Annotated in this window: 19 protein-coding genes, 1 tRNA gene and 1 other RNA gene; 10 read left to right on the top strand and 11 right to left on the bottom strand. The window is 45.6% G+C overall.

What is annotated here, in order from left to right:
* Positions 1-447 precede the first annotated feature (447 nt).
* Together MY523_RS08960 and MY523_RS08955 are read left to right on the top strand one after the other, a co-directional pair.
* Positions 448-1601 (top strand): IS3 family transposase gene (locus MY523_RS08960; protein ID WP_250658436.1). Its coding sequence is split into 2 segments (ribosomal slippage): positions 448-700 and positions 700-1601, totalling 1155 coding nucleotides; the frame shifts between segments, so codons are not numbered across the junction.
* 1 nt (position 1602) lies between these two features.
* Complete coding sequence (locus tag MY523_RS08955) at positions 1603-2004, top strand: hypothetical protein (RefSeq protein WP_250658435.1); 402 nt, start codon at positions 1603-1605, stop codon at positions 2002-2004.
* Between the two features lie 69 nt (positions 2005-2073).
* On the opposite strand, the gene MY523_RS08950 is transcribed toward MY523_RS08955, so the two are convergent.
* Positions 2074-2346, bottom strand: a complete 273-nt coding sequence (locus MY523_RS08950) for a type II toxin-antitoxin system RelB/DinJ family antitoxin (protein ID WP_250658434.1) — start codon at positions 2344-2346, stop codon at positions 2074-2076.
* A 950-nt stretch (positions 2347-3296) separates the two neighbouring features.
* Positions 3297-4211, bottom strand: a complete 915-nt coding sequence (locus MY523_RS08945; RefSeq protein ID WP_250658433.1) for an alpha/beta fold hydrolase — start codon at positions 4209-4211, stop codon at positions 3297-3299.
* Positions 4212-4338: 127 nt separating this feature from the next.
* Here MY523_RS08945 and MY523_RS08940 point away from each other — a divergent pair, with 127 nt between their 5' ends.
* Positions 4339-4722 (top strand): winged helix-turn-helix transcriptional regulator, encoded by a 384-nt coding sequence (locus tag MY523_RS08940; protein WP_250658432.1) that lies wholly within the window; start codon positions 4339-4341, stop codon positions 4720-4722.
* Between the two features lie 42 nt (positions 4723-4764).
* Here the strand turns inward: MY523_RS08940 and MY523_RS08935 are convergent, their stop codons facing one another.
* Together MY523_RS08935 and MY523_RS08930 are read right to left on the bottom strand one after the other, a co-directional pair.
* On the bottom strand, positions 4765-5169 hold the full coding sequence (locus tag MY523_RS08935) for a nucleotidyltransferase domain-containing protein (protein WP_250658431.1): 405 nt from the start codon (positions 5167-5169) through the stop codon (positions 4765-4767).
* Between the two features lie 352 nt (positions 5170-5521).
* Positions 5522-5609: transfer RNA gene (locus MY523_RS08930), tRNA-Ser, on the bottom strand.
* A gap of 162 nt (positions 5610-5771) precedes the next feature.
* On the opposite strand from MY523_RS08930, the gene rlmJ reads away from it, so the two are divergent.
* Both rlmJ and ffs read left to right on the top strand, forming a co-directional pair.
* Entirely contained in the window at positions 5772-6611 is an 840-nt protein-coding gene (gene rlmJ / locus MY523_RS08925) for a 23S rRNA (adenine(2030)-N(6))-methyltransferase RlmJ (RefSeq protein ID WP_250658430.1), read from the top strand.
* 106 nt (positions 6612-6717) lie between these two features.
* Positions 6718-6814: signal recognition particle sRNA small type (gene ffs / locus MY523_RS08920), an RNA gene on the top strand.
* A gap of 70 nt (positions 6815-6884) precedes the next feature.
* Here the strand turns inward: ffs and MY523_RS08915 are convergent.
* The 5 genes from MY523_RS08915 to MY523_RS08895 all read right to left on the bottom strand — a co-directional run bounded on the left by MY523_RS08915 (position 6885) and on the right by MY523_RS08895 (position 12301).
* Positions 6885-8939, bottom strand: a complete 2055-nt coding sequence (locus MY523_RS08915; RefSeq protein ID WP_250658429.1) for a TRAP transporter large permease subunit — start codon at positions 8937-8939, stop codon at positions 6885-6887.
* 8 nt (positions 8940-8947) lie between these two features.
* Positions 8948-9961: a putative solute-binding protein gene (locus MY523_RS08910; RefSeq protein WP_250658428.1), complete on the bottom strand. Its 1014-nt coding sequence runs from the start codon at positions 9959-9961 to the stop codon at positions 8948-8950.
* Between the two features lies 1 nt (position 9962).
* Entirely contained in the window at positions 9963-10583 is a 621-nt protein-coding gene (locus MY523_RS08905; protein ID WP_250658427.1) for a GyrI-like domain-containing protein, read from the bottom strand.
* Positions 10584-10614: 31 nt separating this feature from the next.
* The gene (locus MY523_RS08900; protein WP_250658426.1) at positions 10615-11232 is read right to left on the bottom strand and encodes a TetR family transcriptional regulator; all 618 of its coding nucleotides are present in this window, start codon (positions 11230-11232) and stop codon (positions 10615-10617) included.
* A 232-nt stretch (positions 11233-11464) separates the two neighbouring features.
* Positions 11465-12301, bottom strand: coding sequence for a substrate-binding periplasmic protein (locus MY523_RS08895; RefSeq protein ID WP_250658425.1), 837 nt, complete (start codon positions 12299-12301; stop codon positions 11465-11467).
* 183 nt (positions 12302-12484) lie between these two features.
* Between MY523_RS08895 and MY523_RS08890 the strand changes: the two genes are divergently transcribed.
* Positions 12485-13525, top strand: a complete 1041-nt coding sequence (locus MY523_RS08890; protein ID WP_250658424.1) for an aldo/keto reductase — start codon at positions 12485-12487, stop codon at positions 13523-13525.
* Between the two features lie 69 nt (positions 13526-13594).
* Here MY523_RS08890 and MY523_RS08885 read toward each other — a convergent pair whose 3' ends face one another.
* Complete coding sequence (locus MY523_RS08885) at positions 13595-14953, bottom strand: sigma-54-dependent transcriptional regulator (RefSeq protein ID WP_250658423.1); 1359 nt, start codon at positions 14951-14953, stop codon at positions 13595-13597.
* A complete protein-coding gene (locus MY523_RS08880) occupies positions 14950-16872 on the bottom strand; it encodes a sensor histidine kinase (RefSeq protein ID WP_250658422.1) in 1923 nt (640 codons plus the stop codon). The genes MY523_RS08885 and MY523_RS08880 overlap by 4 nt, the downstream gene beginning before the upstream one ends.
* 347 nt (positions 16873-17219) lie before the next feature.
* Between MY523_RS08880 and MY523_RS08875 the strand changes: the two genes are divergently transcribed.
* The 4 genes from MY523_RS08875 (at position 17220) to MY523_RS08860 (ending at position 23027) form a co-directional block, all read left to right on the top strand.
* Positions 17220-18623, top strand: a complete 1404-nt coding sequence (locus MY523_RS08875; protein WP_250658421.1) for a cytochrome ubiquinol oxidase subunit I — start codon at positions 17220-17222, stop codon at positions 18621-18623.
* 1 nt (position 18624) lies between these two features.
* Entirely contained in the window at positions 18625-19614 is a 990-nt protein-coding gene (gene cydB, locus MY523_RS08870; protein ID WP_250658420.1) for a cytochrome d ubiquinol oxidase subunit II, read from the top strand.
* Positions 19615-19899: 285 nt separating this feature from the next.
* Positions 19900-22278: a DNA polymerase III subunit gamma/tau gene (gene dnaX / locus MY523_RS08865; protein WP_250658419.1), complete on the top strand. Its 2379-nt coding sequence runs from the start codon at positions 19900-19902 to the stop codon at positions 22276-22278.
* Positions 22279-22700: 422 nt separating this feature from the next.
* Positions 22701-23027 (top strand): YbaB/EbfC family nucleoid-associated protein, encoded by a 327-nt coding sequence (locus MY523_RS08860; RefSeq protein WP_250658418.1) that lies wholly within the window; start codon positions 22701-22703, stop codon positions 23025-23027.
* Positions 23028-23102: the final 75 nt, after the last annotated feature.

The raw sequence follows: 23102 nt of genomic DNA, 5'->3' as shown, positions 1-23102 counted from the left end.
ATTCGATATTTCGCTCTCAATAATGTGAAAAAGAGTAAGTCAACAGGTCATTACTTGGTTCCTGTTGGGGTCTGATAGACATTTTGTAAGGTTGACGATAAATCCGTCAGTCTGAGGTCGTTATGAATCCTCAGGCGAAAGCCTGATCATCTTGGTAGGTAAGGGGGCGTTAGAAAAACACGTTATCAGGCTGACAATAACTCCCTACAACGTTGCAACCCTCTATGACGTTGGTAACCCAGTGCCTGATAAGCCTCTTTCACCTAACTGTTAATATGGGTGTCTTTTGAGCGAGTGGCCTTGAGACTATGCAATATAAATGCATTTACACTAAATTGGTCTTCATATTGATGTGCTTAGGCCTAGCAGGGTGCGATGGTGATCCATATGAATCGCCCCTAGCGTAATAGACACTCTCCATGGTAAAAATGAACTAATGGAGGATACATGACTACACGCCGAAGATTTACCGAAGAATTCAAAGAAGAAGCTGCCAATCAAGTAATTGTTGCTGGGCACTCCGTTGCTGATGTTGCTGCACGCTTGGGCGTTTCAGGTAAAAGTCTCTATAACTGGGTTCGCAAGTATGAGAAACCCAAAGAGCAGCGAGTATCTGAAGACGACACCCAGTCTGAACTGAGACGTTTAAGAGCCGAGTTAAAAAGGGTTACCCAAGAAAGAGATATTCTAAAAAAGGCCACGGTGTACTTCGCAAAAGAGTCCGAGTGAGATACACCTTTATTCGGACTAACCAAAACGACTTTCCTTTGAGCCTGCTCTGTAAAACCATGAAGGTAAATCGTAGCGGCTATTACGCGTGGTTAAAGCAGCCGTTATCAAAAAAAGCCAAAGAGGATCAACGTTTAACAGGATTGATAAAACAATTTTGGCTAGAGAGTGGGTGTGTTTATGGCTATAGGAAGATTCACTCAGACCTACGAGAAGTCGGTGAGCATGTTGGTAAAAATAGGGTTGCTCGTTTAGCTAGGGTTGAAGGAATAAAAGCCCAGGTCGGTTACCGGAAAAGACCCGGCTCATCAAGTGGAGCTGTCGCTGAGGCCGCCCCAAACCACCTTAACCGAGAGTTCTCGGTTGAGACGCCTGATATGGTTTGGGTAACTGATATCACCTACATTAGAACTCACGAAGGCTGGTTGTATCTAGCGGTGGTGATTGACTTGTACTCCAGGCAAGTTGTGGGGTGGTCGATGGACTCTAGGATGGAGGCCAGCTTAGTGCTAAATGCACTTTTAATGGCTGTATGGAGGCGAAAGCCCGTAAACAGGGTTCTTATTCATTCTGACCAAGGAAGCCAATTTACAAGCTCTGACTGGGTGAACTTCTTAGATGTACATAATCTTAAACAAAGCATGAGTCGTAGAGGCAATTGCTACGATAATGCAGTTGCTGAAAGCTTTTTTCAGCTCTTAAAAAGAGAGAGGGTTAGGCGAAGAATCTATGCGACAAGAGCTGATGCCCGTCGTGATGTTTTTGATTACATAGAGATGTTCTATAACTCAACTCGTAAACATGGTAATAATGGAATGCTGTCTCCAAAAGACTATGAGGAACAGCAGAAAGTGAAACTAGGAGTTGTCTAGTGTGCTAGGGGCGATTCAATATGATGGTTTTGGATGTATTGCTCCTGAGTCTCACCCTGCTGTAGCTCATGCTCGATCATTATCGTCTGAGCAGCTTGGAACGGTTTATTCTGAAATTCAAAAATTAAGTTCAAAATACGAGAAAGATAACTATGAAACACAAATCTCTAGAAAAGAAATTCCAAATAGTTTGCTTTTCCTGGATGCTGAGTTAATTCGTGTATACCGTTCAAGAGGGCCATATATAATTCTTGCAAATTGCTTTGATGAAAGAATTGAACTTAGTTTGTCATCATCAGATGATCCAAAAGCTACCATTACTCTATATTGGGCGGAGCCAACGAATGAAAATCCGTATACAACAGGTAAAGAAGTCCTTTGGGAGGGTAGTAATGAGTTGTAGATATTCACCTAACAACACGACCTGAGGTGGACAACCAGTCTACTGACATGTAGTAGCTTTATGTTAGCATTATTTTAAGCTGCCAATATCCAAATCGTTAAAAAGCTCTTCAACAGTTTCAGCTTTACTTCCTTTTCCTGCCTCAAGCTCATCAATTGCACTTGCTGTCAAAGTATTTGGTGTTTTAGCTTTAAGTTCAAAAGGTATTCCACCATAATTAATCACAGCTTTTGCAAATAGCTTCAAGGCTTGTGAGGTGCTAAGCCCCATGTCTTCACAAACATTAGTGAAAGCTAATTTTGTGTCGTGGTCTATGCGCGTACTGAGCATTTCAGTTTTCATAATGTCCACCTATTTGCATAACATTGTAATACATAGTTAAACAAACTCTATCAAACTGCATATAACAAGGCAATCAAAGATCGCCCACAAAGGGCCGTGGGCTGGACTCGCTCTGCTGCTCGCCGCTCGCCTTTTATTGTACGCTGAGGCTGTAGAATAACCTCCCTTCCTCCCTAATTTTGATAGAATGGCTTCACCTGACAAGGAGTCATTCGATGCCCAAGTTCATACCCTATAACTACGACCAAGCCTCTGTGGATGTGATCAACTACCAAGACCAACTTCAACCTGGAACCCTCGAACACAGCATTCATTAAGAAAACCAAGTTGTTCTAATTTATAGGATGTGCTGCGCACCAAAGACTTCGAGATACCTGTAGCCGTGATGCAGCGGAATCAAGGAGCCTGCCTGCCACACTGACATCTTAAATAGCCCAACCCTGATTACAGTCGTGCCTCCTTTCATCAAGGCTACAACTTATATGCGCTTGCGCACCAAATAATGTTAGAAATCACCCACCGTTACGCTTAAGTAGCTGCCATTCCAATACGACCCCTTTTCACTACGGATGGTCTACGCACCACCTCGTTATGCTGCAATTAGAAATAACTGGCATAACAAAACGTTTAAGTGGGACTCTCTGAATTGATCAGACTTCTCTGCACAACCATTTACTCCTAGGTTCTTCTAAACCGCTTTTGCATCCGTTTTGATTTGAATAAGTAGAGTGAAACCACAACATAGTTTGTTACTTCGACCATATAGCTTATGTACCGGTCTTCCCTGGTCATGAAATCAAAAGTCTGTATGAAACACATAGTTGCTAGGCAAGCTATCCGCCACATTAGTTGGAAGATACTCTAACGCCCCACGATAACGATTTTGGGCATCTGCGTACTTCACGAAAAACAGTAGTGAAGCACGCCTTGGGCTGAGCTTTGAGGCTTATTTATACTTGCTTATATTCGCGCAGGCACCAATTGGTTATGACATCTAAATACTCCTCTCCGGCATCTTCTGATGAAAAGTGGGATGCGTTCTCGAAAACCACAAGCTTATTTGATGGAATCTGTTTTGATAAATAGTCCGCGTTGCTGGCAAATACGAAGGGGTCAAGCTGACCCCAGGTAATGAGCGTTGGAATGCGAATCTTGGATAATCGTTCTTGTATCCAGGAGAGGTCTTTAGGGTAGGTGCCAAAGAACGTGATGGCACACCGATGGGCCTGCTCATTAAAAGCAATATCATAGTATTCTTTAATGGCTCGTTTGGTGGGGCGATAATGGTGGTAGCCATCTTTAACGGCCGTTTTAAAATTTGTTTCCATGACAGATTTTTTGTTTAGCCCTTTCGCGATCCATCGAACAAGGCCAAACTTAATGACAGCATTAAGGATTGGAGACATTTTGGGTGGGTAACTACCTGGCCCATCAAATATATTAATGCTTTCCAGGCGGTCAGGGTGCTCAATTGCCGTAGCGAGAGCAATCGGCGCGCCAACATCCGGCCCAATAAGATGGGCTTTCGAAATGCCAAAATGATCAAGCACCTGAATGACTACTCGGCTAAGCTTTCTGGGAGACATATCGCTTTCTTGCGCTTTGGATAAACCAAACCCTGGAATGTCGAATGCGAGAATGTTGAAGTGGTTACAGAGTGTGCCCCATGCGCTTTCCCACATTCTTATGCTTTGAGGTAAGCCATTGAGCAATACTAACGTTGGTGCGTTCTCTTTCTCATAACGAACATAGCGAATATTGAATGCTCCAACTTTTACATACTTTGGTGAGAAAAGGTCAATTTCCGGTTCAGGCTTGTCCGACGCATAGTTTTCTAGCGCGCTATTGAGTAGGTCGTGAGTCATTGTGGCACCTTTATTTAGTGGTTTAGGTTACTTATATATACTAAGATACATAAATGAGTGTAAGGCTACAATAAGGCAGAAAATGCTGCCTTGGTTACCTTTTGATAACCCATGAGAGCGAGGGGAAATGGCTACTAGCAATAAGGCGGGCAAAAAGACATTTGTGCAGAGTGAAGAGTGCCCAATTAGAGATGTCGTTGCACAGATAGGTGATAAGTGGTCGGTATTGATTTTATTTAGTCTTGTCGACGGGCCTGACCGTTTCAACTCTCTGAAATCAAGAGTTGAAGGGATTTCGCAGCGAATGTTGACGCAAACGCTGCGAGACCTGGAAAGGGATGGGTTTGTCGAACGTACTGTTTACCCCCAGGTTCCGGTTAAAGTGGAGTATGAATTGACTGAGTTAGGGAGAGGGTTAGCAAAATCTGTTTGGGGGCTAGTGTCATGGGCTGACACGCATCATGATGAGATTAGGGCGGCGCGTCAGAATTACGATAAAAATAATCAGTAGCTTATATGGTTATTCCTTGGGGCAAAGGCGAATACTTAACGCTTATTCTTGCTTGATGTGTTGACTCCATGCTTCGCCGTGTTCGTCTAGTATGAGCTGTAATAAGGCGCTTGAGCTAACGCGCAGAATGGGCTTGCCGTCAGTACTGCTTCTTGATCTGACTCTCAACTCCCTTCGCGGGTATACCGAGAGCTCCACAGGGAACTGCATGTCGATGTATATATGGGTGTAGCTCACCATCTTGCCGTTCTTGTTAATGGTTATGCTGTCCTCGGTATAGGCCCATCCAAGCTTATCAAGTTTTGTTTCTAAAATTTCGATTTCATCCACAAATACATGTAGGTCTATATCACTGTTTTTCCTAATCCTTCCGGTGCTTACCGATCCAATAAGCCTTGGCGTAAACTCATCCAGTGCTTGCATGATATCGAGGCACAGAACTCTCATCTGAAAAAGCTGATTTGAAAGAGACTCGCCTTCGTAGAAGCGCGTAAGTCCGACTTCTTCCGCAATTTCTCCGTTTGAAGGAAGGTCTTTAGTTCGAATATGGAGCGATTTTTTTGGCCCTGACTGAGGATACGCTTAGATGCGGTTTTTTTCGCGTCATGATACTGCTTTACGTTGTCTTCATACATCAGCCTTGCGGCTTCGCGGGTCAGTATTTGTCGTATTTGGTGGTGGCAGGTAAATTAGGGATTTGAGTTTTCTGAGAAAAAATTTCAGGAACAGCAGAGGGTGTGCATTTTCTTGTGGGCATATTCTACCGGTTTAAACCGGCTGTCAGCATGCGGAATAAAATTGGCGGAGAGGGAGGGATTCGAACCCTCGATACCTTGCGGTATACACACTTTCCAGGCGTGCTCCTTCGGCCACTCGGACACCTCTCCAGCAAGGGGCGGTACTCTATACTACCTAATCGTTAAAATCAATAGACTGTAATCTTATCGGCGCGACCCTATTTAGTGCTCTATATTTAAAGACAGGGCTGTATATCGGCTGAGTGAATGAATCGAAATAATAAAAAATAATTCAAAGGTGTAGTCTTGATTATGATTGAGCAGAAAGGTAGCGGCCTGTCAGATAGTGGTAACTTGTTTGATGTTCATAAGCATCTGGTTGTTATCTGTATTTTGGGAATTTTAAAGAAGAAAACAAACGGCTTTTACTATATTGATGGTCATGCAGGGGCCGGGATTCATGAATTGAGTGAGGAGCCGCTTGAGGGGAGAGTGAGTGTTGGAGTTCAGAGCGTAATGAAAACACATTCCCATAAACTGATTGAGAAATATGTTGATATAGCCAGAGGTTATAGTAAGGAACTGCCTCTATCAAAATACCCAGGCGTTCCTATGATTGTGCGCAAACTGATGCGCTCTGGAGATAGAATGTGCCTCATTGAACTGGATACAGAAAAATATAGCGGCCTTTGTAGTGCTTTTCAGTCAGACCCTCAGGTACAGGTAGAGCATGGGGCTGCTGATCGAATGTTAAAGCGGTTACCTGATGCAGATAGTGAAGGTTTAATCCTGATAGACCCGGACTATGTGATAGATGAAGATCATGCCGATACGGCAAATTTAATTATTCAATGTTGTGCAAGGTGGTCTAACGCGACTATGGTGGTCTCACTTCCTGTAACCGGATGCAAAACAAGAGATCGTTATATTATTTCAATACTTAAAGATGCCGGAATGAAAGATTTGATCGTTAGTGAAATCGCATTCTGTGACTCGGCATCAGAGCCATCAAACACAAATCAACACATATCCCGGATTTTGCTGGTCAACCCATCCAGTGATATACAGAATGAGATTGAATCAGTGCTTTCCGATATGGTGGGGGCTTTGCCTCCTTCATCGAGAGCAAAAAGCGTTATTGAAACAGCCTGATTAAAAATTAGCGTAAATCAGTGCTTTTATTAATAAAAAACCTTTGCTAGAATGCGCTTCTTCTAGGGATGGCTGATCAGAACGCTATTCCTGTTATGGTGACTTTCGTTGGTTCCCACGCAACAATAAACTGTCGACCCGGTCAGGCCCGGAAGGGAGCAGCCGAAACAGTGGACTTGTGTGCCGAGGTGTAGCTGGCGGAAGTCGCCACCATAATATCTTCTTTGAAGACTTCAGAAAAATCTCACACAACTTTCTAATTATCAATGCGGTTTATACCTTAAAAAATAGAGGTATATAGGCGACTAATAATAGCGTCGTGCCCATTACCAATAGTGGAAGCAAGATCCGTTCATGGCGATAGTAAAAAGTATTGCCTTCCCGCTTTGAGAGAATAAACTCCTGTTCGCCTACGACTTGTCGTGTCAGTAAATGATTGAGCGATACTGGCGGGCTTAAATAACCTAGCTCAAATGCCACCAGGCAAGTCATCCAGAAGTGAATGGGATTAATACCCTGCTGATAGGCTAGTGGCGCAAGCGTTCCTGAGACTAGCACTAGAGCACCAAAAGGATCCATTAGCATCCCGATGATCACTAGAGTAATCACAAACAGACTCATGACGGTAAAAAGGGATGACGATGGATCGTTTAGCAAACTTGTTGATTCTAGCGTAGTACTTTGGTTTTCAAAGACACCGCCTACTGCATATGAGCAGGCCATTAGAAGGAGTAGCGCGCCGATATGTACAGATGCGCCATCAACTGAATTAAATACCTTCGATGAAGTAGTAAGAGTGTTCTTGGTTGATACGGGTAATGACTTGTTGCGAAGACTCTGCTTTCTCTCATAGAGAATAATTGCGAATAAAATCATTGGAAGCATGATTGGAGCCGAAAACTCATCCAATTGAGCATTGAGTACAATATGATAAAGCACAGAAAGCAATGCAAAAATGGCTATATACGGGACAAAGTGGCGTATGGCGATTGTACAATCTGGCCATGCATCAGAAAAATGGCGTTGGCTATTGGGTTTTTGTTTGGTGATTACGGCATAAAACAGAAAGACCAATAGCGTGAGTACGAAAACTCTACCTCCCCAGTAAAAGAGTTCATCTGTTACCACTTCTTTGTTAAGCGTGGCGATACCAATCACCAGCAAACAAGGCCGCAGTACAACTCCGGAACTGCCTGTCATTGCGGTTACGGCTAAGGCGAGTTGCCTTCGGCTACCGGCTCGTCGGAGTTCTTGATATATAACCGTGCCCATTGCAATAACGATAATACCTGAGGCACCGGTGTAGGCCGTGGGCAAGGCCATAAGAGCAATTGCTATAACGGCTAGATACTCAGGCGGAAGTTTCCAAGGCTTGAGTATGCCAAATAAGTGCTCTCCAATATGGCTTTGCTTGAGTAGCATCCCGACCCAAATATAAATACCAATGGTTAAATATAGCCCGGAGAGCTGATATATCTGGGTGATGTAGATAGCCAACCCGGATACTTGCCCAGTGACCCAAAAAAAATGATGTGCTGAACCTAAAATCATAAAGGTGTAAATAGGAGTGGATAGCAACGCTTTAGACCAACTACCCGGTTTTGTCATTCGCCTGCACTTGGTGAACATCTGACAAGCATTAATGCCGGTGAGAAATGTAAACCCTGCGCACAATGCGATAAGCAGCTCATTGTCAATAGAGCTCATTTCAATGGTTAGGTTGTTTTGAAGATAACTAAAGCAGGATATGGCAACACACGCATTGCCTAGAAGTTGAAGTGATGAAGATACCAGGTTGTCTTGTCGAGTCGAGATGGCGCGAAAAGCGATGTGATGTTGATGAGTGGTGGCGATGGTAGCTGCAATCAACAATACAAGAGTAAGCGTCCAGTGTTTGTAATTAATCGCCAGTAAGCTTAGCGATGAAAAGCCGTATTCGAATATATGGAAGGCGGTTAGTAGAGGGCTGTGACTCTGCTCTTTGAGTGTTGCCGCTTGTTGCTGTTGCTGGCAAAGCGTGTGTTGGTTCTCAAGGGATCGTCTGGCATCTTCTCGGTTGAATGTTTCGGCAAGTAGGTCAAACTCTTGTTGTTCTTCATTAAAGGCCATTTCGAGCGAGTCTAGACGTTTATCGATGTTAAAATCATCTTGGCAGGCGGTTGTAATGGTTCCGTTTCGTAAAGCGCTATAGTCGTGCCAGAGATAATGACCGAGTTTAAGCAGTTGGGAGTGTGCATGCTCACCCGTTCCGGCTAAAATGGTGAACAGAAGAAGGGTGAGTATCAGCCCGACACCACATGTTTGAGAGCGTTTTACCCATATCGACATGCCGCTGTTTATTCTCTGTCAGGCGCTGTGCATTCAGCCATTTCTGGCGTTATTTTACAGCGTACTTTTCGAAATAATGTGAGCGCTTTACTGTGATAGACTCCTTGATCTTTCAACGCGATTCGGTTCTGGCGAAAGGTCTCACTCCATTGATCTTTACGTTCATTGGGAATGCCAATCCAGTATTTGCTCGGAATGGCCTGTTCTATCTTTTCAATGTTCTCGATGCCATCTTTAATACCAGATTGAGTAAATTCGCGTGATTTTTGCCCAAAGCCTTCCGGTAGGTTTTGCCAGCGGGCGACGATTTGTGCAGTGGTCTGTAAAAGTGGCCAGCTTATAATGCCTCCATTGGGCTCGAGGCCTTTATATAGCTCCATAGGTTCGTAAGCGATTGCCGGTGCTCCGGTAATATCAACAGAGTGGTTGTTAAACTTTTGCAGTGCGTTGGCGATAGTAGAGGATACGGGCGTCATCCCGGTCTGTTTTATGAGGTATTGGGATTCTGGTGCGTTATCTAACAAGGTGATTTTTTTACCTGCTAATTTTTCCGGTGTATCCCAATTCCGGTCTCGAACGAACGTGAACAACCCGCCAGTTGGCGAGATCGACACAATTTCATATTCGTCTTGTCGCATATACTTTGCAGCTTTTGGTGTACTTAATGTTTGTAGAATGATCTTGATATGCTGATAGGTGGGTATTGCGCCAATTGCGTTAAGTGAGCCGGTAAAATGATTATAATTTCGAGCCCTAATGTCGGGTAGATTGACTAAGTCACAGACACCGCTGTTGAACGCCTCGGCAGCAAGTCGCTCATCGGTATAGGACTTGAACTCAATTGCTGCACCCCACTTTATCGCCTCCATTTTGTAGCGTTTGAGAATTTGGTGCGTGGGGCCATTCTGACCCAACATATCAAATACACACATATTGATGGATTTAAGGCTGCTTGCACTGCTTGATGTTGGCAGAAGGATCGCCATCGCAGCGGCTATGAACTGAGAAAGCAACCACTTCATACTAGAGCACACCCAGCTGTAGTTCAGTTGTCTGTCCAGTACCTGCGGGTGATATCACTGTTCGGCTTTCACCATTAAGCTTAAGCCCGTTATCAAGAGCCAATTGGTAGAGCTTTTGCCAATAGCTAGAATGGCTATCTTCGGGCTGCTTCAAAAGCAGGCTAAGACATTTAAATTCAGGCTTTTTAACTTGGCTGTAGCCTGGCAGTCTTGTCGCTTTGCCCTTTACAGAGAATCCGATATCAGCCGTTATAGGCCCAGTTGCCATTGATTTCAGGTCTTCAAAAACGAGCGTAAGAGGGCCATCTATTTCCAGTTTGGCTCTTTTGACGGCTGTTGTGGCCACACGTTCTGCGATTGATTTTGTCTGGGCTTTGATGGTGTCCCGTTCGAGCGTAGCGTGAGTGGAGAAAAACCGAATAGGGGGCGTTACTTTTAGCACGACTTCGTGAGATACATCTTCGTTTATCAAAGCAAATGTTGGCGGTGTGTTATTTATGCTTGGATTGCTTTTGCAGCCAATAAGGCCGGCCAACAATACGCACCCGACCATCATGCTCCCATGGTGTAAGATGGTTAGAATGTTTCCCTTTAATGACGGTGAAGAGGTTAGCGTGACCATTTGTGTTGCTCCCTTTGGTTTTATTCTATTGTTATTTCACGGGTAGGTAACCTGCAAAAAATTGATTCACCAGCGCCTTCGCATGCTGTTTAAGCGAGTATTCATCGGGTCTGGCCAGCCAATTTTGCGCATGTCCCATCAAAAAAGCCGATATGCTAATGGCGAGTAATGAAAGGTCGACCTGTTTAGTTAGTTCACCCTTAGAAAACAGTTCATTCAAGTAAAGCTGAAGAGCCTGCCTGTCTTGGTTGGCGTTAGTATGGATCTGATCAATGAGCGCTTTAATATCCCCGACCTGTTCAACCTTGAAGAAAATAATATCAAAAAGCTTATGTGAGACAGGGTTTGATTCCATATGCGACAGCCAGGCAACCATAAACTGTTTTAGGTTTTCGAGAGAAGGTTCTTGGTCGATCAGTAATGTCACTGCAAGCTCGTTAGAAGGCTGAATCCACTCTTGTAACAATGCGCTAAATAGATCGGGCTTGTTGGCGAAGTGCCAATAGATGGCGCCTCGTGTGACCTCGGCACTTTGCGCAATTTGTTCTAATGACGTTTTAGCAAACCCGTTTTCTAGAATGACATCCAATGCAGAAATCAAGATTTTCTGGCGTGTCTTTGCTGCATTCTCTTTGGTATTTCTAGCCATTAAGGTGGTGTCTTTGTCTATGAGTCGAATGGCTATTTAAATACATTCATGAATGTATGTAAATAAATAAAAACTAAATGTAATGACTTTGGATTAAGAAAGGTTGCAATGATGCTTATGAATACTGACGGGGTTTTAAAAAATCGAGGCGTTGTGTAAGTGGGGTTGCCATTAACTTCTTATTGGAGAATACCGTGCTTTCACGGGGTTGCTAGTGTTAAGTCGTCTTTATCTACTCCAAACCATAGCGTTTTCTAGCATTTAGGTAATAAGTATGGGCTAAGTCTGATGCTAATATTCTGCTTAGCTTCTCCGCTATAAGTATGCCATTGTCATTATTGGGCGAAATGGCGGTATAAAAAGGAACTTGGTCCAAGCAGCCTGCTTTTCTTATTTTGTACTTTTCAGCGTTCTGATTTAAGAAATGTCTCACAACGGCTTCATCTTCGATAAACAGCTCTATACGAGAGGCTTCCAGCATACCGATTAGTGAATATAGAGGGTTAGAGGTTGCTAAAAGGGTGATTTTCTCATGTTCTAGAGGCATTGCAATCATGCTGTCTATAGGCTCTCCGTAGCCATACCCTTTTATTGCGCCAATAGCCTTATTCGACAGGGATGCTCGATCACTGTAGGTGAACTCGTCGAATTCTTGCGAATAAAAGCACATCTGATAAGAACCGGTGGGCACTTCTGTAAAAAGAAAGCCGGGCGCTTCAACCTCTGTGGCGGTTGCCAAACCATCTACAGCCCCTGTTTGCGCCATATGTATTGCGCGTGACCACGGAAAAATGGAGATTTCTAAAGATATGTTATGTGCGGCCAGTGATTTGGTCAGGTATTCGATAATGAATCCGGGGCTGTTTTCATCATCGCAAATATAAGGGCACCAGTCCGTGGTGGCAAAGTGAAGAGATTGTTTTGTTGTGCTTTTGCTTGCTAAAAGGCTTGCTGGTTGTCCGAAAGCTGTTGGCAGGAATAACGTGCAGGTTGTGAAAAGACTGCACAATAAGAAGTACCGTGTGAGCCTGTTTCTGAGAACCTTTCTTAAAGAGGGTATAGCAAGCATTCTAAATAACCAAAACTGTAAGCATAAATCGTTAGAGTATAGCGCAGTGGCGAGCGTGGTTTATGGTTAATTTTATAGCATAATATTACCTGACACAGAGTTACACTGCGTTCGATACTTTGCTTTAATGACCTATCGTAACAGTCACAATTATTATCTACATACATTTTAAGGATGCCTTGAATGGAATACCGAAAGTTAGGAACAACGGGGCTAGACATCAGCCTGATTGGCCTTGGAACAATGACATGGGGCTGGCAGAATACTCAAGCTGAAGGCTTTGAGCAAATGGATTATGCATTAGACCGTGGTGTTAACTTTTTTGATACCGCAGAAATGTATGCGATACCGCCAAGTGCCGAGCATTTTGGCACAACTGAGACCATTATCGGGAACTGGTTTTCGGCGCGTGCTAACCGCGACAAGGTGATACTGGCGTCAAAAATTACTGGCCCTGGTTTTCCCTGGTTGAGAGAGGGTCAAAACCGAATAAACAAAGAGAATATACTGGATGCGGTTGAGGGGAGCTTGAAAAGGCTGCAAACGGATTATATTGACCTATACCAACTCCACTGGCCCAATAGAGGTTCGTATCACTTTGGTAAAACATGGGGCTTCTCACCAGATTTTGATGCGAAGGCCGAGGAAGATAACTTTCTGGAGGTTCTGCATACGCTGCAAGGGTTGATTCGAGAGGGCAAAATTCGTCATATCGGGTTATCGAATGAAACCGCATGGGGAATGAGTAAGTGGCTGCATCTGTCAGAGAAGCATGGGCTGCCCAGAGTCGCCTCGATACAAAACGAATACTCGTTACTCTGCAGGCACTTTGAACCAGACCTTAGTGAAATTGCAATACATGAAGAGTGTGGCTTGCTTGCTTGGTCGCCTCTGGCACGAGGAATCTTGAGCGGGAAGTATCTTGGTGGTGCTAAACCTGAAGGCGCACGACTCACCTTGGAGACGAGGCCGGAACATAGAGTAGGAGAGGCAGTCGATAATGCGACACAGGAATATATCGATTTAGCCAATCTTTATGATCTTGACCCTTGTCAGATGGCTTTGGCATTTGTGAATAGTCGCCCTTTCGTTAGTTCTACGTTGATTGGGGCGACGACCATGGAGCAGCTAAAGTCTAACATTGACTCCATTGACGTTACCCTTTCCGATGAAGTCCTTGAAGGAATTGAACATATCAGACGAGCTTTGCCTGTGCCGTTTTAATATCTAGCTGGCAAGTCCCGCGTTTTTTAGTTGCAGGCTACGGCGGTTTCTCCCGCAACGTATGGCGCTCTACTTCAACCCGTAGCGCGCCATTTTCTTTAGTAACCCTTGCCTTGTTAACCCTAATAGAGCTGCCGAGCGGGTTCTGTTGTTATCACACTCAGTTAGTGCGTGAGTGATCAGCTTTATCTCTAAAGCATTCACCTGAGCTTCTAGGGTTTGCTGGTGAGAAACGCCTTCTATATTAGTAACGGGCTCTGAATTTCCTGTTAAGAAATTTATTTCCTGTCGGGTTATCACCCCGTCAACCGCGAGCGCAACCAGGCTATCTAATGTGTTTTTGAGCTCGCGCACGTTGCCCGGCCAGCGTTGTTGTGCGATCCACGACATGGCGTCGGGCTCTATTTTAACCATCTGGTTGGCCGTTTGAGCCTTTTCAATAAATGATCGAACCAATAAAGGGATATCCTCTGGTCGCTCATTTAGTGCTTGGGTTTTTATGGTGACCCCTTTTATTCGGTAGAATAGGTCGTCTCGGAAGCTTCCTTCTTCGACCGCTTGGGGTAAATCACGATTGGTTGCACTGATCAGGCGTATGTCGATATGCTCCATTTCGCGGCCCCCGACAGGGAAGTAACAACCCTCCTGCAACACTCGCAAAAGTTTAACTTGCATGGCGGGCGGCATTTCACCAATCTCGTCCAAAAATAAGCTTCCTTGATCAGCCATCGATAAAAGGCCTTTTCTGTCTTTATCGGCTCCTGTAAAGGCCCCTTTTTTGTATCCAAATAACTCGCTTTCCAACAGCTCTGATGGAATTGCGCCACAGTGTACAGAGATAAAAGGCTGTGTTTTGCGTTGACTATGTTTATGCAGGGCCTTGGCAATCAGCTCTTTTCCTGTGCCGCTTGGGCCTTGAATGAGTACGGGAACTTCGGTATTGGCAATGCGGCTGATCAGGTTGCGAGTGTTGATGATATTGGGGCTGGTGCCAACTAAGCCCATATCATCTGTTGTAGAGATGCTTTGTTCCTTTAAGGTTTGAAGCTCGAGTTGTAGCTGGCGTTTGTTGAGCGCACGTTGCACGACGACGCTAAGCAGATCCGGGTCAATTGGCTTGTTGATGTAGTCCCAGGCACCATGTCGAATGGCTTCGAGTGCCAGTGACTTCTCATCATGAGCGGTTATTACGACCACCGGAACATCGTTATAGTGGGGCAGACGTTGTAGCCCCTCTTCGGGTCTGAAGCTGGGAGGTAGAGATAGGTCATGTAGCACAAGGTCAAATGGTTGAGACTTGAAAAGTTCATGAGCCTTAGCGCCATCACCACAACTAACTACGTCGTAGCCTGCTTGTGTTAACCATAGTTCACAGAGTTCGCAGAATGCGGCTTCGTCGTCAACCAATAGTATTCGAGATTTTTTCATTTGAATGCTGCACCTGAATCGGCGTGATTGGTTATGGCGTGAGGGATTTTAATAGAAAACGTAACCGGCCAGCCAGCATCGGTATGATGCCAGACACGGCCGTTATGAGCGTCGACAATCCTGCGTACAATGGCGAGTCCTAAGCCGCTGCCCCCACTTCGTTTGCTGATGAATGCTGAAAACAGCTGCGATGTTATATCTGGTGAAATTGACGGGCCATTATTGTGGATGTGGATCAGCAGATTTTCTTCAACTATTTGGGCTTGAACCTTAATCTCACCATGCTCTTTTTGGTTTACAAATGATGCCGCATTTTCAAGCAAGTTGATGAGTACTTGAGATAGTTTTTGTGGGTCAACGTTAGCCCATAGCTCATCAGGTGTCTCGACGCGGATCTTTACCTTGAATAATTTACGTGTCTGTTCTGCAACATTGATAATAAGTGCTGTTATTGATGTAGGCTGAAGATGCAGTTTTATTTGACCGGCGTAAGTTAAAATATCTTGAATCAGCAGTTCGGCTCTTTCAACTTGGCTGGTGATATGGTCTCTGACTGGTTTGACGGTTTGCGTGGCAGCCATATTAATTATATTGAGCGGGTTTCGCAGTTCGTGTGCGATTACCGCCGTCAGGCTCCCTAGTTCGACCAGGTGCTCTTGTTCCAGTTTTTCACGCTCCGCAGCAGCTAATCTCATTCCGCGGTCTAACGCTGCACAGGCTGCGGGTAACAGGGTGCATATAACTTCTGCCAGGTGTTGCTCGCTTGGTGTGGTGTGTTGCCACCCTGTTAGCTCGCTTTTCCAGTGTTCACTGCTTTCTGATACGACTGTATTAATGATAAAGGTGGGGGTGTCTGGCTGTGTAATGACGGGGTCATCTGACTGAGTTGCGGTTTGATTAATCATTACCGAGATAGGGGTGGTACTGTTATGCGACCATAGTTCGTTTAATGCGAATTTAAGCTCGTCCCAGTCGGCGACCTGATCTAGTTGGTTGCACCACTGTTCCAGTTTTGCTTGGTCGATGCGGATCTCCGGGTAGATTAATCGATCAGCGAATCGTTGTGCCGGATGATAGAGCGCGGCCGCCAAAATAAGCAGTGCAGCGGAGTAGATTAATAGTTGCCACACGGGTGTGTGAGCCAACTCTGAAAACCCCCACTTGGTTGCTAGTGCCAGTAGTGCGGACATCACCAGTACGGTAATGGTTACCAGTGCAAGCCATACCACGGCTCGATTCATGAATCGATTTACCTCAACCAGCTGGTAACGCACAACGGCATACACGAGCAATACGCCATATGCAGGAAAGGCCAGCATGGGGTAGGGGGAGATATTGACACCGATAGAAGGGAAGACAAAGCTGATAGACAGGGCAAAGCCAAGCCCACCGACGATAAACATAGCGATAATGGATCGTCTTTGGTTGGGGGGGCAGTCACGTTGTGCTTGAAGCAGTAGTAGGTGGGCGACGACACCAATAATGGCGGTATAGGCCAGGTTGACCCATCCTGCGGTATTGAGAGAAATGAAAGTTGTGAACTCAAGCCATTGGGTAAGCTCCGCGCCTGAAAGCGCAAGTGAGATTGCTGAGACCATACCGCTAATAAAATACAGTGTAGGAAACCCGGTTAGGTATACGCCAGCTTTTGGAATGTAGTCCTTGCAAAAGCTCAGTGTAAAATGCAAAAACGCCGTTGGAAGGATCGGGCTACTCAGTAACAGGGGAATAGCCCAGGTAGCGTCACCCCGGATGGCGAATAGGTGGCCTGCACACCAGAGGGCCAATGTTAGGCAGTAGATTCCCAGCGCTCTAAGGTAAACCGAATTTTGAGCGCGGTATATCAGCCATCCCCCTGCGGCGGTAGTGCTGATTAGCGTGGCCCACATAGAGAGTGAAAATACAACGACTAAGTTCATTTGTTCTGCTTGTATCGAAGGTAATGGGTTGAACTGTAAACAGTGTTTACAGTATTTTTGCCGATAAGTGTAAACACAGGTTGCGCTGGATTATAACTAACTTGTTAGAATTGAGCTAGATCAAGGCGTGTGCTGGCGTGGTGTGGCTGGCCGGTTTATTGCTACACGTATTTCTGCAATGCATTGCTGAATGTATTGTTGAATGTATTGCAGACATCACGCTGATCAAAGGAGGCCAATATGGCTGAGTGGTTATACTCTATTATAAGTGTCGTTGTAGTGGTTGGAGTTTCAGGTGGGTATGTTTTGTTGCCCGGTGTGGTTAAAGCAAAAGAAGGAGAGGTGTAATGGATCCGGCCATTCTGTCACGAATGCAGTTTGCGTTTACCATCAGTTATCACATCATTTTCCCCACCATTACGATTGGCCTATCCGTGTATCTAGCGGTCATGGAAGGGATGTGGCTTAAAACCAAAAAAATAGAGTATTTGCAGCAGGTTAAATTCTGGCTAAAACCATTTGCGATTACGTTTGGAATGGGCGTGGTTTCTGGTGTGGTTCTATCCTACCAGTTTGGTACTAACTTCAGTCGTTTTTCCGAGGTTGTAGGGCCTATTCTAAGCCCTCTCTTGGCGTATGAGGTGTTAACCGCATTTTTTTTGGAGGCTGGATTTCTTGGCATAATGCTATTCGGCTGGAATCGTGTGTCACCTAAAATTCACTTTATGGCGACCGTTGTTGTGTGTGTTGGCACGTTGATGTCTGCGTTCTGGATATTAGCTGCTAACTCGTGGATGCACACGCCAACAGGTTATATATTTAACGAAGGTCGGTTTGAAGCGGGTAATTGGTTTGAAGTTATCTTTAATCCTTCCTTTCCCTATCGATACTTTCATATGGTCATTGCGAGCTTGCTTTCTGCCAGCCTAATCGTAGCTGGAATCAATGCGTGGTACTTGAAACGTAACCAGCACCGCACTTTCGCAAAGGTTGGGTTTTCGTTTGCCATGTGGAGTCTGCTGCTGTTAGCCCCGGTGCAGATTTTACTGGGCGATTTCCATGGGCTTAATGTGGCCGAACACCAGCCGGTGAAGCTAGCCGCGATGGAAGGTATATGGGAAAACGAGCAAGGTGCGCCGTTACGCCTGTTCGCAGTACCCGATGGAGAGTCTGAGAAAAATGACTTTGAAATCGCAATACCAAAGCTCGCGAGTTTAATTATTACTCATAGTCTGGACGGCGAAATTACCGGCTTAAAGTCGGTTGATAAAGCTGATCGCCCGCCGGTCGCCACTGTATTTTATTCTTTTAGAGTTATGCTGGCGTTAGGTGGGCTTATGCTGCTGTTGGCGCTAAGTGGTGCAATACTGCGGGCTAAGAAGCGCTTGTATAGCAGCAGGTTGCTTCATGCGTTCGCTTTTTATATGACACCTGCGGGAATTATTGCGACGCTCGCTGGATGGTTTGTCGTAGAAGTGGGCAGGCAGCCATGGCTGGTTCAGGGACTGGTCAGAACAGAAGATGTTGTTTCGATACTGCCTGCTGAAAACATCATGTTGACCCTTGGGTTGTTTGTTGTTGTCTACGGCTTGCTGTTTAGTGTGTATCTCTACTTTATTCGAAAGTTGATACACCAGGGGCCGCCCTCTATGGAGGAGTATAGTTCTGACAATGCGGCTGCTGATAACAGCGTTAATAGTCCCCTATTTAACCCGGTAGATGGGTTAGATTCGACAACAGGGAGTAAGTGATATGGATTGGGCAATAGTCTGGTTATTGATTCTAGGGTTTGGCGTACTAATGTACGTGGTGCTTGATGGTTTCTCTTTGGGTGTTGGTATTATTTCGCCGTGGTTAGGTGGTGAAGATCAGAAAGGCATGGCAATGCGGACGCTTTCCCACGTGTGGGATAGCAACCAAACCTGGTTGGTGTTTGGCGGTGTAGTGTTATTTGTGGCATTCCCGCAGGCCTATGCAGTGGTTTTATCCAAACTGTATTTGCCGATTATGCTTATGCTTATTGCTTTGATCTTTCGCGGGGTTGCTTTTGAGTTTCGTTTTAAGGCAGATAGCAGCCGACGATGGTGGGATCTTAGCTTCGCATTTGGCTGCACGCTGGCGACCTTATGTCAGGGGTTGATTTTGGGTACGTTGGTTCAAGGCATTCAGGTAGACCCTGCTATTCCTGTGTCATGGCTAACGCCCTTTAGCGCCCTTACTGCATTATCTCTATTGGCAGGGTACGGGTTGCTGGGTAGCTGCTGGTTGATACGAAAGTCAGAAGGTGATCTTGGCAGCAGAGCAAGAATGCTCGCTAAACCACTGTTGGCGGCAGTGCTTGTGGGGCTTGCTTGCGTATCGCTCTGGACGGTTATTAACGAGCCTTCTGTGTTAAACCGTTGGTTGAGTACACCCAATATCTATTTCCTGGCGCCAATACCGCTGTTGACTGTTGGTGTGGCGTTTGCGCTGTTAAGAGCGATTCGGAAGCCCGAGCACCATCACTTGATTCCGCTGTTGTTGGCAACCTCGCTTTTTGTCCTCTCACTTATTGGGCTGGTTGTTGGTATGTTCCCTTATATCATTCCGCGAGATGTCACCATTTGGCAGGCGATTGCGCCCGACAGTACCTTAAGCTTTTCGTTTATCGGAGTGATAATCTTCTTGCCGGTTATCTTGCTGTATAACGCATATGCTTACCGTGTTTTTTCTGGCAAAACAAATCAGGCAGACGGGTACTGATATCGCCGTCCTGGGTGGCTGTTTCTATCATGGCCACCCTTTTTAGGGGCCCATAAAAAGCAGTGCTTGTATGATAACAAGCCTGAAATGGTGCCCAGCCAAACCGTTAACAAGGCGAGGTTGCCCCGGTAATTACCAAGGCCAAAAATACTGCAAATAATCTGTTATTAGGCTAACAACGTCTTGTCAGGCTCTCTTCTTACCTAAATATCTCTCATAACTATTCTGTATATCCACCAAGACATGATAAGCTTGCGTTGTCGTTTTCTCAGGTAAAATAAACAGATGAGTTATCAGGTTCTCGCAAGAAAGTGGCGCCCCCAAAGCTTCAAGGAAATGGTGGGGCAAGAGCACGTACTTAAAGCGTTGATTCATTCCCTTGACCAGAAAAGATTACATCATGCTTATCTGTTCACTGGTACACGAGGTGTGGGAAAAACAACCATTGGGCGGATACTTGCCAAATGCCTCAATTGTGAAACCGAAATTACGTCAGTGCCTTGTGGCCAATGCGATGCCTGCCGGGAGATCACCGAGGGCAGGTTTGTTGACCTGATTGAAATTGATGCGGCCTCTCGTACCAAAGTGGAAGACATGCGAGAGCTGCTTGATAACGTACAATATGCGCCCACACGAGGGCGGTTTAAAGTGTACCTGATAGATGAGGTGCACATGCTCTCGCAGTCCAGTTTTAATGCATTGCTTAAAACACTGGAAGAGCCTCCTGAGCACGTCAAATTCCTGTTTGCGACCACTGATCCGCAAAAACTCCCCGTTACAATCTTGTCTCGCTGCCTGCAATTTAATTTAAAGAATATGCCACCTGAACGAATCGTAGGGCATCTAAAAAATGTTCTGGGTCAGGAGCAAATAGCGTTTGAAGAGAGCGCACTTTGGCTGCTTGCCCGATCCGCTGATGGAAGTATGCGGGATGCATTGAGTCTGACAGACCAAGCAATCGCGTATGGCAACCATAAACTGGCTGAGCGAGAAGTCAGTGCGATGTTGGGATCGATTGACCAAAAACAGGTTTATCGAATTATTGAAGCGGTTGCTAATTTAAATGCAGAAAAAGTGCTGGATGAGGTCGCTTCTCTCGCTGAATACTCACCTGACTACAGTGCTGTTTTGGCCAATGTTATTTCGGTGTTGCACCGTGTGGCGATTGAGCAGGCGGTGCCCGGCAGTACCGACAATTCAATGGGTGACCAACAGCAAATCGTTGATCTGGCTTCGGCACTATCTGCGGAAGATGTTCAGTTGTTCTACCAGGTCGCACTGGTAGGGCGTAGCGATTTACCCATTTCACCGGATCAACGGGCCGGATTGGAAATGGTTCTACTTAGAATGTTGGCGTTTCAGCCAAACGTTGACAAAAATACGCCAAAGCTTCAATTAACCTCCAGTGACGGGAATAACGAAGCGCAAGCTGTCGTCTCACAAGTGGCAACTCAACCCCAGGCGGCTGGGCCTCGCGGTGAAGCAATCGTAAACGCAGAAGAGACAATCGCAAACGCAGAAGAGACAATCGCAAACGCAGAAGAAACAACTGCTAACGCTGAACAGCCTGTTGGTGACAGTGATAATGCCAAGGAGCAGACCGCATCCGACGCGGTTAGTGCTGCCGAAGGCTTGGCAGAAACATCATCCCCAGCTACGGCCGCTATAAATGCCCAAGCGGCTTCGCCTTCTGAGACTGAACAAGCAGCAGGGACGGAAAGTGCTCCCCCATGGGATACTCACTCGCCTGACTACATAAGCTCAGAAGCCGTCGCGCCAGCTACCGGTTTTACTGAGGCGAGCTCTTCGAATGGTGGGGTTTCCAGCCCGGCCGAAGTGACAGCTAGTCAATCGTTCGGCGCACATTCAGATGCGCCACCCGAAGGGCTCCCAGCTCATAATGGGGGGCAGGGTAATGTTGACTCCTATGATGAACAGTATTTACGTGCTCAATCAAATGACGAGCAATCGGGTTCAGGTACTCCGGGGTCAACTGAAGATAATCCGCTTACGGATTCGACTCAAAAAAAAACGGCTGATCCTACGTTAGCCGCTGACGCTGATGCCCAGCAGGGGCGGCGAGAGCAGAAGCCTGACTTAGCCCCGCAGACGAATGTCACTGAACCAGGCGCTGGCAGAAGCGTAGCCGACCTTCAAAGCGGGACTATAGATAATAACAGCAACGTTGAGACTGATAACTCGGCAGAGATACCCAAAGCGCCTGCACCGGTCTCCAGTACTCAGGAAGTACTGCCGGAGTCGGCCGGTATCGATGACTTTCTTTCAATAGATAATCCGTGGCCGCATATATTACCGTTGCTCAAATTAACCGGAATGACGCAAAACCTTGCTGCTAATACAGGTTTGAAGCTTGAACATGACAGAGCGGAGCTGTGCGCAGCGGAAGGCAACTATAAGCTATTAACTGATACACACAAATCGCGTATTATTGCGGCATTCAAACGGCTGTTTGGTGACTCATTCCAGGTTGACTTTTCGTTGGGGCGCACAGAAGTTGAAACACCCGCAGAATGGAAAGAACGAAAAAGAGAAGAGCGTTTGGCGTTAGCAGTGTCTTCTATTGAGCAAGACCCAAATGTTGTAACCCTTGTAAATAAGTTTGATGCAACCATATTAACTACAACGGTAGAGCCTATCGATTAGTTGCCCCTTTGTTCGAGCTGTAAATTGTGTGCTCGATTGAGTGTGGATATGGGGGATGGGTTGAAAGGAGCTTGCTTAAGCTTGTCATCCTCGCGAAGGCGGGGATCCATAGGGCTATAGAATTCGTTCTAAATGGATTCCCGCCTTCGCGGGAATGACAGTGTTGAGTCTTTATGTGTTAAGAATGACAGTGTTGGGTCTTTATTTGTTAAGAATGACAGTGCCGGGTTTTTATGCCTTATGGGCGTTGCACTCGGGTTAGGGGTTAAGTGTTTGGTACAAAATATATGGTTGTTGAGTCACGCCCTATATAGATTGAATTTAAAGATGTTTGGCAGGTCTAACTCTAACTTAGACGTGTTAGCTATATGCGCAAAGTTGAATTGAATGGCCAATAGAAATTACATACATTCGAGGTTGTTATGATTAAAGGTGGTATGGGCGAGTTGATGAAGCAAGCTCAAAAGATGCAGGAGCAATTTCAAAAAACTCAAGAAGAGTTGGCGAATGCAGAAGTTTCTGGTGAGTCCGGCGCAGGCTTGGTTAAGGTGGTTATGACCGGACGGCACGATGTTAAAAATGTCACCATTGACCCCTCGTTATTGCAGGAAGACAAAGAGTTACTGGAAGATCTGCTAGCCGCAGCAGTCAATGATGCCGTAAGAAAAGTAGAGGAAAACAGTAAAAGCAAGCTTTCTGGTATGACCGCGGGGATGGAAATGCCTCCTGGCTTTAAAATGCCATTCTAACTATCAGAGACCTTTACACGACGTTATGAGCGAAGCAAAGGCAAAAAAATGACGAAAAAGCGCAGTAGTCGTGCA

It is taken from the genome of Alkalimarinus coralli (assembly GCF_023650515.1).
Lineage (GTDB): Bacteria > Pseudomonadota > Gammaproteobacteria > Pseudomonadales > Oleiphilaceae > Alkalimarinus > Alkalimarinus coralli.
Note: the sequence above shows the minus strand (reverse complement) of the source record. Positions and strands in the feature narration are given on the sequence as shown.